Origin of the sequence: Streptomyces sp. NPDC017056, assembly GCF_044332485.1 — a bacterium.
In the GTDB taxonomy this organism is placed as follows: Bacteria; Actinomycetota; Actinomycetes; order Streptomycetales; family Streptomycetaceae; genus Streptomyces.
On the sequence record NZ_JBIRPD010000009.1, the window covers coordinates 58,057 to 77,037 of the forward strand.

Annotated in this window: 9 protein-coding genes; 8 read left to right on the forward strand and 1 reads right to left on the reverse strand. The window is 74.3% G+C overall.

From position 1 onward, the window contains the following. Positions 1-2: 2 nt before the first annotated feature. The 7 genes from ACH4OW_RS17900 (at position 3) to ACH4OW_RS17930 (ending at position 7,298) form a co-directional block, all read left to right on the forward strand. Positions 3-863, forward strand: coding sequence for a 3-hydroxyacyl-CoA dehydrogenase family protein (locus tag ACH4OW_RS17900; protein WP_398028772.1), 861 nt, complete (start codon positions 3-5; stop codon positions 861-863). After that, positions 860-1,153, forward strand: coding sequence for an acyl carrier protein (locus ACH4OW_RS17905; RefSeq protein ID WP_398028774.1), 294 nt, complete (start codon positions 860-862; stop codon positions 1,151-1,153). The genes ACH4OW_RS17900 and ACH4OW_RS17905 overlap by 4 nt, the downstream gene beginning before the upstream one ends. Then, a complete protein-coding gene (locus ACH4OW_RS17910; protein ID WP_398028776.1) occupies positions 1,150-2,268 on the forward strand; it encodes an acyl-CoA dehydrogenase family protein in 1,119 nt (372 codons plus the stop codon). Before ACH4OW_RS17905 ends, ACH4OW_RS17910 begins: the two co-directional genes overlap by 4 nt. Beyond that, entirely contained in the window at positions 2,265-3,263 is a 999-nt protein-coding gene (locus tag ACH4OW_RS17915) for a 3-oxoacyl-[acyl-carrier-protein] synthase III C-terminal domain-containing protein (protein WP_360132185.1), read from the forward strand. The genes ACH4OW_RS17910 and ACH4OW_RS17915 overlap by 4 nt, the downstream gene beginning before the upstream one ends. Next, entirely contained in the window at positions 3,260-4,411 is a 1,152-nt protein-coding gene (locus tag ACH4OW_RS17920) for an HAD-IIIC family phosphatase (protein WP_398028778.1), read from the forward strand. The genes ACH4OW_RS17915 and ACH4OW_RS17920 overlap by 4 nt, the downstream gene beginning before the upstream one ends. Next, a complete protein-coding gene (locus ACH4OW_RS17925; RefSeq protein WP_398029077.1) occupies positions 4,408-5,661 on the forward strand; it encodes an MFS transporter in 1,254 nt (417 codons plus the stop codon). Before ACH4OW_RS17920 ends, ACH4OW_RS17925 begins: the two co-directional genes overlap by 4 nt. Positions 5,662-5,741: 80 nt before the next feature. Then, positions 5,742-7,298: an AMP-binding protein gene (locus ACH4OW_RS17930; protein WP_398028780.1), complete on the forward strand. Its 1,557-nt coding sequence runs from the start codon at positions 5,742-5,744 to the stop codon at positions 7,296-7,298. A gap of 10 nt (positions 7,299-7,308) precedes the next feature. On the opposite strand, the gene ACH4OW_RS17935 is transcribed toward ACH4OW_RS17930, so the two are convergent. Continuing rightward, positions 7,309-8,046, reverse strand: coding sequence for a 4'-phosphopantetheinyl transferase family protein (locus ACH4OW_RS17935; RefSeq protein WP_398028782.1), 738 nt, complete (start codon positions 8,044-8,046; stop codon positions 7,309-7,311). Positions 8,047-8,154: 108 nt separating this feature from the next. Between ACH4OW_RS17935 and ACH4OW_RS17940 the strand changes: the two genes are divergently transcribed. Beyond that, the gene (locus ACH4OW_RS17940; protein ID WP_398028784.1) at positions 8,155-18,894 is read left to right on the forward strand and encodes an amino acid adenylation domain-containing protein; all 10,740 of its coding nucleotides are present in this window, start codon (positions 8,155-8,157) and stop codon (positions 18,892-18,894) included. Positions 18,895-18,981 lie beyond the last annotated feature (87 nt).

The window sequence follows — 18,981 nt, forward strand, 5'->3', positions numbered from 1 at the left end:
GGATGGACGAGGAATGGGGCGGCCGGCTGGCCGTCGTCGGAGCCGGCGTCATGGGCACCGCGCTGACCACGCTCGCCGTGGGCCGCGGCCTCCCGGTCCTGCTGATCGACGTGTCCGAGGCGCAGCTGGAACGCGCCAAGGACGCCGTACGCCAGCAGCTGCGGCACGCCCGGCTGCTGGGCAAGCTCCCCAAGAGCCCCGACGGCGACCTGGCCGTGACCACCTCCTACGCGGAGCTGGCCAACGCGGCGGCCGTCGTGGAGGCGGTCACCGAGACCACCGAGGCCAAGGCCGGGGCGCTCGCCGCGATCAGCGCGGCGGTCGCCCCCGGCACCCTGATCGCCTCCAACACCTCCGCCGTGCCGGTCGACGAGCTGGCGGGCTACACCCAGCACCCCGAGGACGTCGTCGGCACCCACTTCATGAACCCGCCCTACCTGATCAGAGCCGTCGAGGTGATCCGCGGCCCGCGCACCGGCGACGCGGCGATGGCCTCCCTGGACCGGCTGCTGGGAGCCCTGGACCGCGAGGCGATCGTGGTCGGCGACGGCCCCGGCTTCGTCTCCAACCGCATCCTGATGCGGGTCATCAACGACGCGGCGCGGCTGGTCGCCGAGGGCCGCGCCCCGGCCGAGTCCGTGGACCGCGTCTTCACCGGCTGCTTCGGGCACCGCACCGGGCCGCTGGCCACCGCGGACCTGATCGGCCTGGACAACGTCGTCGACACCCTCAAGGTGCTGCACGACCGCACCGGCGACGACGGATACGCGGCCTGCGACCTGCTCCTGGACAAGGTGCGGGCCGGCGACTTCGGCCACAAGACCGGCAACGGCTTCTACTCCTACGGAGGAACGCGCGCATGACCACCGTCGACAACCAGGCCGACGCGGCGACCGGCTCCGGCGAGGAGGTACAGCGGCGCCTGCTGGCGTTCCTCGGCTCCAGGACCGGCGGCGACTGGGCCGTGGACCAGGACCTGTTCGCCTCCGGGGCGTTCTCCTCGCTGTTCTCCCTGGAACTGCTCCAGTACGTCGAGCAGGAGTTCCACATCACCGTCGAGGGCGACGACCTGACCCTGGACAACTTCCGTACCGTGCCCGCCATCACCGCGCTCGTCGTGCGGCTGCGCGGCGGGGAGGCGGCGGGGCGGTGACGGCACAGGCGACCGCGGACGAGGCGGCCCGCGCCGCGCTCGGCGAACTCGTCGGCGACCGCGCCGGGGAGTGGGACCTGACCGGGCGCATCCCCGCGGAGACCGTACGGGAAGCGTCCCGGCGCGGGCTGCTGTGCGCCCAGGTCGCCACGGAACACGGCGGCCTGGGCCTGGACAGCCGGGCCAACGGCGAACTGACCGCGTACGCAGGTTCCCTGTGCGGTTCGCTGCGGTCGCTGATGACCTCGCAGGGCATGGCCGCCTGGACCGTGCAGCGCTTCGGCACCGCCGCGCAGCGGAGCGCGTTCCTGCCCCGGCTCACCGGGGGCGAGACGGCCGGGGTCGCGTTCTCCGAGAGCGGCGCGGGCAGCGACCTGGCGGCGATGCGCACCGAGATCCGCCGCGCGGGCGACACGGTGCGCGTCAGCGGCTCGAAGGTCTGGGTGACCGGCGCCGCGTACGCCGGCCTGCTCGTGGTCTTCGGCACCTGGGGCGACGGCGCCGCGGTGGCACTGGTGCCCGCCGACGCGCCCGGCGTACGGATCGAGCGCGTACCGGACCCGATGGGCTGCCGGGCCGCGGGCCACGCCGACGTCCACCTGGACGACGTGCGCGTACCGGCGGACCACGTGCTGTCCGGCGCCGGCCTGCCGGTCGCCCTGCTCGCCACCGCCGCGCTGACCTACGGGCGGCTCTCCGTCGCCTGGGGCTGCGCCGGCATCCTGCGGGCGTGCCTGGACAGCACCGCCTCGCACGCGCGCGAGCGGCAGCAGTTCGGCAAGCCGCTCGCCGACCACCAGCTCGTCGCCCGGCACCTGGCCGAGCTGGCCGTCTCCGAGCAGATCGTCCTCCGGTGCTGCGAACACGCCAGCGCCTGCTGGGACGGGAACCGCCCCGAGCTGGGCACCCAGGCCGTCGTCGCCAAGTACGTCGCCTCCAGGGAAGCCGTCAAGGGCGCCGCCACTGCGGTGCAGGTGCTGGCCTCCCGCGGGGCGCGGGACGGCCACCCGGTGGCGCGGGCCTACCGCGACGCCAAACTCATGGAGATCATCGAGGGCAGCACGGAGATCAGCCAGCTGCTCCTCGCGGACCACGTACGGACGGGCCGGGGATGAGCACGGACAGCGGCGCCAGCGCGGACACGGCCGTCGGGGTGGGGGCGATCCACTGCCTCCTGCCCGACGAGCGGGTGCCCGTCGAGAAGCTGGACGAGATCGACCAGCTGCCGCGTGAGGAAGCGCAGTTCGCGCGCGACTGCGGCATCCGCACGGTCGGCCGGTTCGCCGACGAGCCCGCCGCCGCACTCGCGGCCCGGGCGGTGCGCGAACTGCGGGAGAAGGACCCGGCGGCACCCGGCCCCGACGTCCTCGTGGTGGTCGGCGCCCGCGCCCCCGAGGTGCTGCTCGGCTCCGACTCCGGGCGCGTCGAGGCCGAGGCCGGACTCGGCTCGGCGTTCTCCTTCGTCCTGGACGGCCTGGGCTGTACGGGCTCCAGCGCCGCCTGGTCGCTCGCCCGCGACCTCCTGGTGGCCGACCCCGCCCGGCACTCCGTCATGATCGCGCACGCCAGCCGCCCGGTCGGCCTGGACCGGGTGCGCTACCCGGTCACCGTCGTCGGCGACGGCGCTTTCGCCATGACCCTGGTGCGCGGCGGCCGCCCGGTGCTGCGCGCCCACCGCCAGCACACCGACGGCAGCTTCCACGACCTCCTCCAGGTCGACTACAAGAGCGCGCCTTGGTACGAGTGGCGCGAGGAGGTCCAGTCCGCCGACCGCTACCGCTTCGAACTGGCCATGCACAGCAGGCAGCACCTCAAGCGCCTGGTCGGGCAGGTCCTCCAGGACGCGGGTGTGGAGCGGCAGCAGGTGGCCGCCACCCTCATGCAGAACGTCACCGCACCGGCCTTCGAGTTCTACGAGACCCTCCTCGGCCTGAGCATCCACCCCGTGTGCACCGAACACCTCCAGGCGTACGGGCACCTGGGCGCCATGGACGTGGTGCTCAACCTCGACCGGCTGCTGGCCCGCGGCGAACTGGCGCCCGGAGACCTCGTCCTCGTCCTCAACAACAGCCCCGTCGCGGCCTGGGCCGTGACCCTCTGGGAGGTATGACCGGCATGGCGGGCACCGAGACGGCGGAGACCACGACCACCACGGAGGCGGCCGGGAAGCCCGCGAGCCCCGCGGTGAAGTGCCTGGTCTGGGACCTGGACAACACCCTGTGGCAGGGCGTCCTGCTGGAGAACGACGACCTCGTGCTGCGGCCCGGCGTCCTGGAGACGCTGCGCGCCCTCGACGAGCGCGGCATCCTCCAGTCGGTGGCCAGCCGCAACGAGTACGACGACGCCTGGGCCCGGCTGGAAGCCCTCGGCGTCGCCGAGTACTTCGTCCTGCCGCACATCGGCTGGGGCCGCAAGTCCGACGCCGTACGAGCCGTCGCCGAGCAGCTGAACTTCGCGCAGAACACCATCGCCTTCATCGACGACCAGCACACCGAGCGCGCCGAGGTCGCCTACCACCTGCCGGACGTGCGCTGCTACGACGCGCCGGAGGCGGCGGCCCTGCCGGACCTCGCCGACTTCACCCCCACCGTCACCGGCGACGCGCGCCGCCGCCGTGCCATGTACCAGGAGAAGTTCCGCCGGGAGGCGGCGCAGAGCGAGTTCAACGGGCCCGACGAGGACTTCCTGCGCTCCCTGGAGATGCGGATGCGCATCGCCCGCGCGGACGAGAGCGACCTCGCACGCGTCGAGGAACTGACCCTGCGCACCAGCCAGATGAACGCCACCGGCGTGCACTACTCCGACGCCGACCTGCGCGCCCTGCTCACCGACCCGGACCACGAGGTGCTGGTCACGACCGTCGAGGACCGCTTCGGCTCGCACGGCGCGGTCGGCGTGGCACTGCTGGAGCGGCAGCGGGACAGCTGGCGCCTGAAGCTGCTCGCCACCTCCTGCCGGGTGGTCAACTTCGGCATCGGCACGCACCTGCTGCGCTGGATCGCCGACCGGGCGGCCCGGGCCGGCGTGCACCTGGAGGCCGACTTCCGGCGCACCGAACGCAACCGCATCATGGAGGTCGCGTACCGCTTCGCGGGCTTCGACTCCAAGCCCTGCCCCTGCCGGGACGGGCAGGACCCGGCCACGGCCGGCGTACAGCGCCTGCACCTGGTGCCCCAGCGGCAGGCCGCCCCCGCGACGCTCACCGTGACCGGGCCCGCCCTGTGGTCCGCCGACGGCACCGGGACACCGTGGGCATGACGGGCGGCGCCTTCGGACGGCTGTGGGCCTCCACCGCGGTCTCCGCGCTGGGCGACGGCGTACGGCTGACGGCCCTGCCGCTGCTCGCCGTCTCGCTCACCTCCGACCCGCTGCTGATCTCCCTGGTGACGGTCGCCAACTGGCTGCCGCTGCTGCTCGCGCCGCTGGCCGGCGTCTGGGCGGACCTGGCCGACCGGCGCGCGCTGCTCATCGGCGTCGACCTGGTGCGCGCCGCCGCCGTCCTGGCCCTCGCGCTGACCGTGGCCGCGGGTGTGGTGAGCCTGCCGGTGGTGTGCGCCGTGGCGGCGGTGCTCGGGCTGGGCGAGACGGTGCACATCGTCGCCTCACAGTCGTTCCTGCCGATGGTCGTCGACACCTCCCGGCTCGCCGCCGCCAACGGCCGGCTGCACGTGGCCCAGCTGGTCTTCCGCGACTCGGCCGGGCAGCCGCTGGGCAGCCTCGCCTTCGTCGCGGGCGCGGGCCTGCCCTTCCTGATCGACGGGGTGTCCTTCCTGCTCGGCGTGGTCCTGCTGTGCACGGTGCCGCGGTTCGCCGGTAAGCGGGGGCCCGCCGCAGGTACGGGCCCCGGCGCGGCCCCGCGCTGGCGCACCATGATCCTCGACGGGGTACGCCTGCTCCGCGCCGACCGGCTGCTCGTCACCCTCGCCGTCATGCTCGGCACGCTGAACTTCTTCATGGCCGTCACCGGAACGCTCGAAGTCCTCTACGTCGTACGGTGGCTGGGCCTGCCGGAAGCCGCCTTCGGCGTGTTCCTGGCGGTCGGCGCGATCGGCGGCATCGCCGGCGGACTGCTGAACGCGCGGCTGGCGGACCGGTTCGGCACCTTCCCGGCCGCGCTCGGCGGCATGGTCCTGATGGGCCTGGCGATGCTGCTGACCGGCCTGGTGCGGCACACGGTCGCCGCGGCCGCCGGCTTCGCCGTGATGGCGCTCGGCGCCGCCGTCTACCAGGCGCTGACCGTCTCCTTCCGCCAGGCCACCACGCCGCCGGACCAGTTGGGCAGGCTCAACGGCGTCTACCGGCTGATCGGCACCGGCACCATCCCGCTGGGTGCGCTGGGGGGCGGCGCCACGGCCAAGCTGGTCGAGGTCAACGTCCCGTATGTGGCGGCCGGTGCCGGTGTGCTGCTGCTGGCCGTGCTGGTCACGCGCCCGGTGCTGCGGATGGGCGCGGCACAGCGGCGGCGGGCCGGGGCCCCGGACGGCATACCGGCGGAGGCCGCTCCGTGAGCCGACCGCCCACCGCGAGCAGCGACCCCGCACCGACGCACCCACCGTTCCCCGCCGGAACCGTCCCCGTGGAGCACGTCTTGGAAGACCGCACCCTCTACCAGTGGTTCGCCGGGTCCGCCCGCCGGTGGCCCGACGCACCGGCCCTCGAACTGGGCGAAGAGACCCTGACCTACGGCGAGCTGCACCGCAGGGTGCTCGCCCTGGCGGCCCGCGTCCTGGACGGTCAACCCACCGCTTCCGGGCCCGCCCGGCCGCCCGCCAGGATCGCGCTCGTCGCCTCCCGCACGGTGGCCGCGTACGTGGCGTACCTGGCCGTCCAGCGCCTCGGCTCCTCCGCCGTGCCGCTCAACGCCGAGCACCCGCTGCCCCGCAACCTCGACATCGCGCGGCGCGCCGGAGTGGGCGCCCTCCTCCTCGACGAAGCGCACCACGAGGCGTTCGCCGGGCTGCCCGAGGACTTCCGGCCCCCGGTGACCGTCGTGCCCGCGGACGGCGGCGGCCTCCCCGAGCCGCCGCCCGGCGCCCTGCCCGCCCACCCGGGCGACCCGGAGGCCGAGGCGTACCTCCTGTTCACCTCCGGCTCGACCGGCCGTCCCAAGGGCGTGCCGGTCCGCCACCGCAACGTCTCCCCGTACGTGGCGTACAACATCGCCCGCTACGAGGCCGGCCCCGGCTGCCGGATGTCCCAGACCTTCGGCCTGACCTTCGACCCGTCGGTGTTCGACCTGTTCGTCGCCTGGGGCTCGGGCGCCACCGTCGTCGTACCGGACAAGGACGAGCTGTACCGCCCGGTGGACTACGCGGTACGCCGCCGCCTCACCCACTGGTTCTCCGTACCGTCCCTGGTCACCACCGCCCAGCGGTACGGGAACCTGCCGCTCGGCGAGGTCGCCACGCTCCGCCACAGCTGCTTCAGCGCGGAGCCGGTCACCGCACAGCTGACCGCGCTGTGGGCCGGGGTCGCGCCGGGCAGCCGGATCCACAACCTCTACGGGCCGACCGAGCTGACCATCACCTGCACCGACCACGAACTCGCCGACGCGGGCGCCGGCAGCTCCAACGGCACGGTGCCCATCGGGACGCCCCACCCCCACATGGAGGCGGTCCTCCTCGACGAGCAGGGGCTGCCCTGCGACGACGGGGAACTGTGCGTACGCGGCGCCCAGCGGTTCGACGGCTACCTGGACCCGGCCGACAACGCCGGGCGGTTCGTACGGTACGAGCCGGGCGCGCCCGCCGTCCCGTACGACGGCACCGGGCCGCTCACCCGCGACCACTGGTACCGCACCGGCGACCGGGTCCGCCGGGAGGACGGCCTGCTGGTGCACCGCGGCCGGCTGGACAGCCAGGTCAAGATCATGGGGCACCGGGTGGAGCTGGGCGAGGTCGAGGCCGCGATGCGCCGCCACCCGGGGGTGACCGAGGCGGCCGTGGTGGTCGTCAGGGCCGGGGACGAGGTGCGGCTGCTGGCCGCCTACCTGGGCAAGGAGATGCGCGGGCGGGAGTTCAGCCACTGGCTGCGGGAGCGCATTCCGCTGCACATGGTGCCGCGCCGCATCCGGCGCCTGGAGGAGCTGCCGCACAACGACAACGGCAAGCTGAACCGCCGGCGCCTCGCCGAGCTGCTGGCTTGAGGGGCGGCGATCAGGTGCGCCGGACCTTCGGACTGCCCGGACGCCGCGGACCGGTGAGCGTGGCCGCCACCGGTCCGAAGCGCGGGCGTGCCGTGCTCACGACCGCGGCCACGGCGTCCCGGCGCGCGTCGGTCCGGTCCAGTACATACAGGTCGCCGTGGCGGGAGAGGCGCTCGGGGCCGCTCCCGGCACCGACGGGGAGGGCCGAGAGGTCGACGGCGGCCAGCCCGCCCAGCGTGGTCCTGCCGAGCTTGACGAGGCACTCCTTGCGCACCCACTGCCGCAGGAAGTACGCGTCGCCGTCGGCGTGTTCGCGCATCGCCGCCAGCTCGGCCGCGCTCAGCACCCGCCCGGCGGCCCCGCGCACACTGTCCGGCAGCGCCCCCCGCTCCACGTCGACACCGACCGGTGCGCGGCCCGCGGCGGCAGCCACCACGCCCGCCGTGTGCGACAGGCTGACGTACACCTGCGGCAGCCCGGCGAGCGCGGGCCTGCCGTGCTCGCCGGAACCGCAGCCGGGACAGTGCTGCTCCAGTACGAGGGAGTCCGCGGGCCGGCCCAGCACCCGGGCCGCGCATAGCCGCACCAGCACGTGCGCGGCGACGAAGTCGGCCCGGCCGCCCGCGGTCAGGAACGCGTCGGCGCGGCGCCGCTCGGCGCCGGTCAGCAGCCGCTCGTACGCCGGATCACTACCGAGCACCTCGTCCGTGCCCGCCACCACTGCCACCGGCCGTCCGCTCGTCCCCACGGAGATCACCTTTCCAGCGGGCGCACGGGCGGGGCAAGACCACCGCATTTCCGCTTTCGAACCTTTTGAGCGGCCCGCTCCGCGCGTCGGCCGACGAGTGGAGGACCAGTGAACGACATGACGCGGGCGGCGGCCCCCTTCCCGGAACTCTTCGCCGAGCAGGTGGCACGCACGCCGGATGCCACGGCGCTGGTCTTCGAGGACGCCGTGCTCTCCTACCGCGAACTGGACGCGCGGGCCAACCGGCTGGCGCACTGGCTGGTCGCGCAGGGCGTGGGCCCGGAGGCGCGGGTGGCGCTGATGCTGCCGCGCTCGGTGGAGCTGGCGGTGGCGCTGCTGGCCGTGCTCAAGGCGGGCGGCGCGTACGTCCCCGTGGACCCGGAACACCCGCAAGCACGCCGCGCCCACGTCCTCGGCGACGCCGCCCCCGTCCTGACCCTGGACGAAGCGGCCCTGCGCCAGGACCTCTCCGCCTGCCCGGACACCGCCCCCGAGGTGCCCCTCACCCCGGCGAACGCCGCCTACGTCATCTACACCTCCGGTTCGACGGGCGTCCCCAAGGGCGTCGTGGTCTCCCACGCGGGCCTCGCGGGCCTGGCGGCCACGCAGATCGAACGGTTCGCGGTGACGGCGCACAGCCGCGTGCTGCAATTCGCCTCGCCCGCCTTCGACGCGTCCGTGTCGGAGTTCTGCACGGCGTGGCTGTCGGGCGCCGCCCTCGTCATGGCGCCCGCCGCGCGCCTGCTGCCCGGCGCCGGCCTGGCCGACCTGGTCGCCGGACAGCGCGTCACCCACGCCACGCTGCCGCCGTCCGTCCTGGCGGCCCTGCCGCCGCACACCACCCTGCCGGAGATCACCTCGCTGGTGGTCGCGGGCGAGGCGTGCCCGCCGGACGTGGTGGAGCGCTGGTCGGCGGGCCGCCGCCTGGTCAACGCGTACGGCCCGACGGAGACCACGGTGTGTGCGTCGGCGGGCGAGCCGCTGTCCGGACGGGTGGTGCCCGCCCTCGGCGCGCCGGCCGGGGACGCGTGCCTGCACGTGCTCGACGAGCGGCTGCGCCCGGTACCGGACGGCGGCACCGGCGAGCTGTACGTCACCGGCACCGGCCTGGCCCGCGGTTACCTGGGGCGTGCCGCGCTGACCGCGGAGCGGTTCGTGGCCTGCCCGTTCGGCCCGGCGGGCGCCCGGATGTACCGCACCGGCGACGTGGTGCGCCGCCGCGCCGACGGCGGGCTGGAGTTCGTGGGCCGCGCCGACGACCAGGTCAAGGTGCGCGGCCACCGCGTCGAGCCGGGCGAGGTCGAGCAGGTGCTCGGCGCGCACCCGGCGGTCGGGCAGGCCGTGGTCACCGCACGCGAGGACCGGCCCGGCGACGTGCGCCTGGTCGGCTACGTCGTGCCCGCCACCGGCGCCGGGCCGGACGCGGCAGGCGACGCGCACCGGGTCGGCGAGTGGCAGGACATGCACGACCTGGTCTACGCGGACGAGGCCGGCCAGGACCGCGACGCGGTGCCGTTCGGCGAGGATTTCAGCGGCTGGAACAGCAGCTACGACGGCACCGTCGTCCCGCTGGACGAGATGCGCGACTGGCGCGCCGAGACCGTACGGCGCATCCTCGCGCTCAAGCCGCGCCGGGTCCTGGAGATGGGCGTCGGCAGCGGCCTGCTGCTGTCGAAGGTGGCACCCGAGTGCGAGGCGTACTGGGGAGCGGACTTCTCCGCCGCGGCCGTCGAACGGCTCCGCCGGCAGGTCGCCGCCGTGCCGGAGCTGGCGGGCCGGGTCGAGCTGAGCTGCCGGCCCGCCGACGCCGTCGAGGGCCTGCCCACCGGCTACTTCGACACCATCGTGATCAACTCGGTCACCCAGTACTTCCCCAACGCGGCCTACCTCCTGCGCGTCCTGCGCCGGGCCGTGGACCTGCTGGCCCCCGGCGGCCGGGTCTTCGTCGGCGACCTGCGCAACCTGCGCACGCTCCGGCTCTTCCGTACGGCCGTCGAGCTGGCCCGCGCCGGGGCGGACGCCGGGCCGGACGCCGTACGCGCGGCCGTCGACCAGAGCGTCAGGCTGGAGAAGGAACTCCTGGTCGACCCGGAGTTCTTCGCGGCGCTGACCGCCGAACTGCCGGACGTGACCGGCACCGACCTCCAGCTCAAGGGCACCCGCCACCACAACGAACTCACCCGCCACCGCTACGACGCCGTCCTGCACAAGCACCCGGCCCGCACGGTCTCCTTCGCCGACGTGCCGTGCCTGCGCTGGGGACAGGACGTCACCGACACGGCCTCCCTGGAAGAGGCCCTGCGGGAACGGCCCGGACAGCGGCTGCGCGTGACCGGCGTACCCAACCCGCGCCTGGCGGGCGAGGCGGCGGCGGAGGCGGCCGTGGCCGCCGGCCTGCCCGTGGGCGAGGCGCGCACCCTGCTCGCCACGGCCGACGCCACCGCCGGCGCCGAACCGGACACGTGCGCCGAGACCGGCGACCGCCTCGGCCTGTGGACCGCGGTCACCTGGGCGGCCGACGGATCCGACGGCCGGTACGACGTGCTGTTCGCGCCGCGGGAGGACCTGGCGTCGGCGGCCCCCGCCGGCCTCTTCCTGCCCGCCGGCGACCGCACCGCCGGCCTCGCGGACCTCACCACCGACCCCGGCGTCGCCCTGAACACCACCGCCCTGGTCACCGACCTCCACCGGCACCTGCGGGACCGGCTGCCCGCCTACCTCGTCCCGTCGGCGATCGTCGCGCTGGACACCCTGCCCCTGACGGCGAACGGCAAGGTGGACCGTGCGGCCCTGCCCGCGCCCGGCCCCGCCCGCCTCGGGGCCGAAGCGGGCGGCCGGGCACCGCGCACCCCGCGCGAAGGCGTCCTGTGCGAGCTCTACGCGGACGTCCTCGGCGTGCCGCACGTCGGCATCGACGACGACTTCTTCGCCCTCGGCGGCCACTCGCTGCTCGCCACCCGCCTGATCGGCCGCATCCGCACCGCCCTGGACGTGGAACTCCCCATCACCGCCGTCTTCGAGGCGCCCACGATCGCCCGGCTCGCGGAGCACGTCGACGCGGCCGCCGCCGCTGGCCGCCCGGCGCTGCGGGCGGCCCCGCGCCCCGACGCGCTCCCGCTGTCGTACGCCCAGCGCCGCCTGTGGTTCCTGCACCGCCTGGAGGGGCCGGGCGCCACGTACAACGTCCCGCTCGCGCTGCACCTGTCCGGCGAGCTGGACCACGACGCGCTGCGGGCGGCACTCGGCGACCTGCTGGCCCGGCACGAGAGCCTGCGCACCGTCTTCCACGAGACGGCCACCGGCACCCCGCGGCAGGTCGTCCGCGACCCCGGCGACCTGCCCGGCACGTCGTCCGTGTGCTCCGTCGTGGAGACCGGCCCCGGCGACGTGCGGCGGCTCCTCCACGAGGCCACCCGTCACGCCTTCGACATCGCCACCGAACTGCCGCTGCGCGCCACCCTGTTCGCGGTCGGCCCGGACGAGCACGTACTGCTGCTCGTGCTGCACCACATCGCGGGCGACGGCTGGTCCATGGCCCCGCTCTCGCGCGACCTGGCGGCGGCCTACGACGCGCGCCGCCAGGGCGCGGCCCCGCAGTGGTCCCCGCTCCCCGTCCAGTACGCCGACTACACCCTCTGGCAGCGCGACTTCCTGGGCGACCCGCAGGACCCCGGCAGCGTGCAGGCCAAGCAACTTGTCTACTGGAAACAGCAGTTGCGCGGCCTCCCCGAGGAGATCGCCCTTCCGTACGACCGGCCGCGGCCGCGGCGCGCGACGTACCGGGGCGACGCGTTCGGCCTGGAGCTGCCCGCCGGCCTGCACAAGCGCCTGCACGCGCTGGCCCGCGACACCGGCACCAGCCTGTTCATGATCGTGCAGGCGGGCCTGGCGGCGCTGCTGACCCGCCTCGGCGCGGGCACCGACATCCCCGTCGGCAGCCCCGTCGCCGGCCGCACCGACCAGGCCCTGGACGACCTCGTCGGCTTCTTCGTCAACACCCTCGTGCTGCGTACGGACACCTCGGGCAACCCGACCTTCCGCGATCTGCTGCGCCGCGTCCGCGACACCGACCTCGCCGCCTGGTCCCACCAGGACCTGCCCTTCGAACAGCTCGTGGAGGCCCTCAACCCGGCGCGCTCCGCGGGCCGGCAGCCCCTCTTCCAGGTGGTCGCCGCCGTACAGAACGCCCCCGAAGGCGGCTTCGACCGGCTCGGCGTCCGCACCCGCTCCGAACTGCTCAGCACCGGCACCGCCAAGTACGACCTTTTTTTCAGCCTCTGGGAGCGCCAGGGCCCGCAGGGCGAGCCGGGCGGCCTGGACGGCTTCGTCGAGTACAGCACCGACCTCTTCGACCGCCGCACGGTCGAAACCCTCGCCGGCCAGCTGGTACGCGTACTGCAAACGGCCGCCGCCACCCCGGACGTGCCCCTCGCCCACCTCGACGTCCTGACCACCGAGGAACGCGAGCGGCTGCGCCTGGACGCGACCGCCCCCCGGCCCGCGGTGCGCCACAGCACCCTGCCGGAACTCTTCGCCGAGCAGGTCGCCCGTACGCCCGACGCCACGGCGCTGGTCTTCGAGGACGCCGTGCTCTCCTACCGCGAACTGGACGCGCGGGCCAACCGGCTGGCCCATTGGCTGGTCGCGCAAGGCGTGGGTCCGGAGGCGCGGGTGGCCGTGGTGCTGCCGCGCTCGGTGGAGCTGGCGGTGGCGCTGCTCGCGGTGCTCAAGGCGGGCGGCGCGTACGTCCCCGTGGACCCCGCGTACCCCGCCGAGCGGCGCGCCTTCGTCCTCGCCGACACCGCGCCCGTCCTCGCCCTGGACGCCGAGGCGGTGCGCCAAGACCTGTCCGCGTACCCGGACACCGCCCCCGCGACCGGACTGCGCCCGGCCCACCCCGCGTACGTGATCCACACCTCCGGCTCGACGGGCACGCCCAAGGGCGTCGTCGTCTCCCACACGGGCCTGGCCGCACTGGCCGCCTCGCAGGCCGAACGCTTCGCGGTGACGGGGGAGAGCCGGGTGCTCCAATTCGCCTCGCCCAGCTTCGACGCGTCGGTCTCCGAGATGTGCGTGACCTGGCTGTCGGGCGCCGCCCTCGTCATGGCGCCGGGGGAGCGGCTGCTGCCGGGCGCCGGCCTGGAAGAACTGCTCGCCGGACAGCACGTCACCCACGCCACCCTCCCGCCCTCCGTCCTGGCCGCGCTGCCCCCGCAGGCGACGCTGCCCGGTGTCGTCTCCCTGGTCGTAGCGGGCGAGGCGTGCCCCGCCGACCTGGTGGAACGCTGGTCGGCAGGCCGCCGCATGGTCAACGCGTACGGCCCGACCGAGGCCACGGTGTGCGCGTCGGTGGGCGAGCCGCTGTCCGGCCGGGTGGCGCCCTCACTCGGCGCGCCGATCGGCGACGTACGGCTGTTCGTGCTCGACGCGCTGCTGCGGCCGGTGCCGGACGGCGGCGCGGGAGAGCTCTACCTCGCGGGCTCGGGCCTGGCCCGCGGATACCTGGGGCGTGCCGCGCTGACCGCGGAGCGGTTCGTGGCCTGCCCGTTCGGCCCGGCGGGCGCCCGGATGTACCGCACCGGCGACCTGGTACGGCGCCGGAGCGACGGCGGGCTGGAGTTCGTGGGCCGCGCCGACGACCAGGTCAAGGTGCGCGGCCACCGCGTCGAGCCGGGCGAGGTCGAGCAGGCGCTCGGCGCACACCCGGCGGTGCGCCAGGCCGCCGTGGCCGCGCACGCCGACCACCGCACCGGCGACCTGCGCCTGACCGGCTACGTCGTACCCACCTCCGACGCCGCCCGGCAGACCCTCGCGGCCGACCTCCGCCGCGACCTGCTCGCCCGGCTGCCCGAGCACCTCGTGCCGTCCGTGATCACGGTGCTCGACGCGCTGCCCCTGACCCCCAACGGCAAGGTGGACCGCAAGGCGCTGCCCGCCCCCGACCCGGCACGCGCCGGAGCCGGCGCGGGCGCCCGTGCCCCGCGCTCCCCACAGGAAGAGATCCTGTGCGAGCTGTACGCCGACCTCCTCGGCGTCACGAAGGTCGGCATCGACGACAGCTTCTTCGCCCTCGGCGGCCACTCGCTGCTCGCCACCCGCCTGGTCAGCCGCGTCCGCGCGGTACTCGGCGTGGAACTGCCCGTCGCGGCGCTCTTCGAGGCCCCCACCGTCGAAGCCCTGGTCGAGCGCCTCGGCCTGTCCACCGCGCGCGCCCGCGGCGCCCTGCGGCCCATGCCGCGCCCCGACGTCCTGCCGCTGTCGTACGCCCAGCGCCGCCTGTGGTTCCAGTACCGCCTCGAAGGCCCCAGCCCCACCTACAACATCCCCCTCATGCTGCGCATCCAGGGCCCGGTGGACGAGGAAGCGCTGCGCGCCGCCCTCGGCGACCTGCTCGCCCGGCACGAGAGCCTGCGCACCGTCTTCCGCGAGACCGGCGGCACCCCGCAGCAGATCGTCCTCGACCCCGCCACCGACCCGGACGCCTTCGACATCCTCACCGTCACCGAGGACACCCCCGACGACCCGGAGGCATTCCGCGCGCTCCTTAAGGAAGGCGCCCGGCACCGCTTCGACCTGACCGCCGACCTGCCGCTGCACGTGAAGCTCTTCCGCGTCGGCCCGGACGAAAACGTGCTGCTCCTGCTGCTCCACCACGTCGCCGGAGACGGCTGGTCGATGGCGCCGCTGTCCCGCGACGTGGCCACCGCCTACGACGCGCGCCGCGCCGGACGGGCCCCGCAGTGGACACCGCTCCCCGTCCAGTACGCCGACTACACCCTCTGGCAGCGCGACCACCTCGGCGACCCCGAGGACACCGACAGCGTCTACGCACGCCAGACCGCCTACTGGCGCGAACAGTTGAAGGGCATCCCCGAGGAGATCGCCCTGCCCTTCGACCGCCCGCGCCCCCAGCGCGCCTCCTTCCGCGGCGACTCCATCACCTGGGAGATCCCCGCGGCACTGCACCAGCGCCTGCACGCCCTCGCGGGCGAGACCGGCACCAGCCTCTACATGGTGCTCCAAGCCGGCCTGGCCGCCCTCTTCACCCGGCTCGGCGCGGGCACCGACATCCCCCTCGGCAGCCCCGTCGCAGGCCGCACCGACCAGGCCCTCGACGACCACATCGGCTTCTTCGTCAACACCCTCGTGCTGCGTACGGACACCTCGGGCGACCCCACCTTCCGCGAACTGCTCCAGCGCGTACGGGACACCGCACTCGCCGGCTGGGCCCACCAGGACCTGCCGTTCGAACAACTCGTGGAAGCCCTCAACCCGGTCCGCTCCGCGGCCCGCAACTCCCTCTTCCAGACCATGCTCACCCTCGACAACGCGCCCGAAGGGGAGTTCACCCTCGGCGGCCACGCCGCCCACACCGAGCCCGTGCACGTCGACGCCGCCCGCTTCGACATGTCCGTCTTCCTGACCGAACGCCGCGGCGCACGCGGCACACACCCCGGCATGGACGGCGCCATCGAATACAGCACCGACCTCTTCGACCGGCGTACGGTCGAGGCGCTGGCCGCCCGGCTCGTCGCCCTCCTCGACACGGTGACCGCCGACCCCGACCAGTCGCTCGCCCGCCTCGACGTGCTCACCGCCGACGAGCGCGCCCTGCTGCTCGGTGAGGTCAACGCCACCGACCGGCCCGTCCGGCGCACCTCCCTCGCCGAGGCGTTCCAGGCCCGGGCCGCCGCACACCCCGACGCCCCCGCCCTCACCTTCCAGGACACCACCCTCACCTACGCCGAGCTGAACGCCCGCGCCAACCGCCTGGCCCGGCACCTGGCCGACGCGTACGGAGTCGGCGCCGAGCGCCGCGTCGCCGTCCTCATGGAGCGCTCCGCCGACCTGGTCGTCGCGATCCTCGCCGTCCTGAAGGCGGGCGGCGCCTACGTACCGCTCGACAAGCGCTACCCGGCCGCCCGCATGCGGCTGATCGCGGCCGAGACCGAAGCCGTCGTCGTCCTCACCCAGCAGGACCTGCCGGCCTCCGCCTACCTCCCCGACGTCCCCGCGCTGGCCGTCGACGCCCGGGCCCAGACCCTGGCGGACCTGCCCGGCACCGACCTCCCGGCACCCGCCGCCTACGCCGACTCCGTCGCGTACGTCATGTACACCTCCGGCTCGACCGGCGCGCCCAAGGGCATCGCCGTCACCCAGGGCGACGTGGTGGCCCTGGCCGCCGACCACTGCTGGAGCGAAGACGGCCCCGGCAACGGCACGGGCAACGCCCCCGGCAACGGCATCGACAACGGCATCGACAACGGCTTCGGCGACCCCCGGCACACCGTCCTCGGCCACGCCTCCACCGCCTTCGACGCCTCCACCTTCGACCTGTGGGTACCGCTCCTCAACGGCGGCCACCTGGTCATGGCCCCGCCCGGCGACCTCACCCCCGACGACTACCGCGAACTCCTCACCACCCACCACATCACCGCGGTCCTCCTCACCACCGCCCTGTTCAACCTCCTCGCCGAGGAGTGCCCGGGCGCGCTCGCCGGCGTCCGCCAGGTCTGGACAGGCGGCGAGGCCGCCTCCCCGTCCGCCGTACAGAAGATCCTCAACGCCTGCCCCGACACGCGCGTCTGCAACGTCTACGGGCCCACCGAGGTCACCATGTCGGCCACGTACCACGCGATGCGGGCACCCCAGCGGATCGCCGGCACCGTCCCCATCGGCCGCCCCATGGACAACATGCGCGTCTACGTCCTCGACAGCACCCTGCGCCCCGTCGCCCCCTCGGTGACCGGCGAACTCTACGTAGGCGGCACCGGCCCGGCCCGCGGCTACCTCAACCGCCCCGCCCTCACCGCCGAACGCTTCGTCCCCGACCCCTTCGGCGCCCCCGGCGCCCGCATGTACCGCACCGGCGACCTGGCCCGCTGGACGGCCGACGGCCGCCTCGACTACATCGGCCGCGCCGACTCGCAGGTCAAGATGCGCGGCTTCCGCATCGAACTCGGCGAGATCGAAACGGTCCTGGACGCCCACCCCGCCGTCGCCCAGGCCACCGTCAACCTGCGCGAGATCACCCCCGGCGACGAACGCCTGGTCGCCCACCTCGTCCCCGTATCCAGGGAAGCCTTCGACTCCACGGCCCTCCGCCGCCACCTGCGCGACCGCCTCCCCGCCTACATGGTGCCCGCCGCCATCGTGGCGCTCGACGCCATGCCGCTCACCCCGAACGGCAAGGTGGACCGCAAGGCCCTGCCCGCCCCCGACCCGCGCTCCGAACTCGGCGGCCGCGGCCCCCGCTCCCCGAAGGAAGAGATCCTCTGCGGGCTGTACGCCGACGTCCTGCGCGTCCCCCGCGTCGGCATCGACGACAGCTTCTTCGTCCTCGGTGGCCACTCCCTGATGGCCACCCGCCTGATCAGCCGCATCCGCACCGCCCTGAACGCCGAACTCCCCATCGGCGCCCTCTTCGAGGCCCCCACCGTCGCCGCCCTCGTCCAGCGCATCGACAGCGCCACGGCCGAGGCCCGCCCGCCGGTCAAGCCCGCCGTACGCACCGACGCCGCCATCCCCCTCTCCTACGCCCAACGCCGCCTCTGGTTCCTGCACCGCCTCGAAGGCCCCAGCCCCACCTACAACATCCCGCTCGCCCTGCGCTTCACCGGCAAAATCGACCAGGAAGCGCTACGGGCCGCCCTCGGCGACCTCGTCGCCCGGCACGAGAGCCTGCGCACGGTCTTCCCCCGCAAGGCCCGCGCCGCGCGGCAGAACATCCTGCCGCCGGACTCCGGCCGCGACCTGCTGACGGTTGTCGAGACAACCACCGACAACCTGGCCGCCGACCTCCACGCGGCCGCCACCCACTCCTTCGACATCGCCACCGAACACCCCCTGCGAGCCACCCTCTTCCCGCTGGGCCCGGACGAGTACGTACTCCTCCTGCTCCTGCACCACATCGCGGGCGACGGCTGGTCCATGGCCCCCCTGTCCCGCGACCTCGCCGCCGCCTACGACGCCCGCAGCGCAGGCGAGGACCCGCAGTGGTCCCCGCTCCCCGTCCAGTACGCCGACTACACCCTCTGGCAACAGGACTTCCTGGGCGACCCCGCCGACCCCGACAGCACCTACAGCCGCCAACTCGACTTCTGGCGCCGCGAACTGGCAGACCTGCCCGCCGAAATCCCACTGCCCCTCGACCACGCCCGCCCCGAGGTCACCACCTACCGCGGCGACATGTTCCCCCTCCGCCTCCCCGCCGACCTCCACCAAGGTCTCCACACCCTCGCCGGCGACACCGGCACCAGCCTCTACATGGTCGTCCAAGCGGGCCTCGCCGCCCTCCTCACCCACCTCGGCGCCGGCACCGACATCCCCGTCGGCAGCCCCATCGCAGGCCGCACCGACCAGGCCCTCGACGACCTCGTCGGCTTCTTCGTCAACACCCTCGTCCTGCGCACCGACACCTCGGGCGACCCCACCTTCCGCGACCTCCTCGCCCGCGTCCGCAACACCGACCTCGCCGCCTGGTCCCACCAGGACCTCCCCTTCGAACAACTCGTGGAAGCCCTCAACCCCGCCCGCTCCACCGCCCGCCACCCCCTCTTCCAAACCCTCCTCACCCTCGACAACGCCCCCGAACGCCACTTCACCCTCGGCGGCAACCACGCCCGCCCCGAACCCGTCGACATGCACGTCGCCCACTTCGACCTCTCCATCGGCCTCACCGAACACCGCACCCCCCAAGGCACCCCCGAGGGCCTCGACGGCTTCGTGGAATACAACACCGACCTCTTCGAACGGAAGACGGTGGAGGAAATGGCGGAAAAGCTGGTAACGCTCCTGACGGCGGCAACCACCGAACCCGACAGCGCAATCTCGAAACTGCTGCCCTGACCGATGGGGGAGTCGCACTAGGCCAGAAGCGGAGGGGCTAGACCAAAAGAAGCAACCGCCCCTGCACCATCACCACGCAGGGGCTAC

What these genes read in the sequence shown, in the direction of transcription:
- ACH4OW_RS17915 (WP_360132185.1), top strand. Translation starts at nt 2,265, where the DNA reads ATGAGCACGGACAGCGGCGCCAGCGCGGACACGGCCGTCGGGGTGGGG.
- ACH4OW_RS17920 (WP_398028778.1), top strand. Translation starts at nt 3,260, where the DNA reads ATGACCGGCATGGCGGGCACCGAGACGGCGGAGACCACGACCACCACG.
- ACH4OW_RS17900 (WP_398028772.1), top strand. Translation starts at nt 3, where the DNA reads ATGGACGAGGAATGGGGCGGCCGGCTGGCCGTCGTCGGAGCCGGCGTC.
- ACH4OW_RS17905 (WP_398028774.1), top strand. Translation starts at nt 860, where the DNA reads ATGACCACCGTCGACAACCAGGCCGACGCGGCGACCGGCTCCGGCGAG.
- ACH4OW_RS17925 (WP_398029077.1), top strand. Translation starts at nt 4,408, where the DNA reads ATGACGGGCGGCGCCTTCGGACGGCTGTGGGCCTCCACCGCGGTCTCC.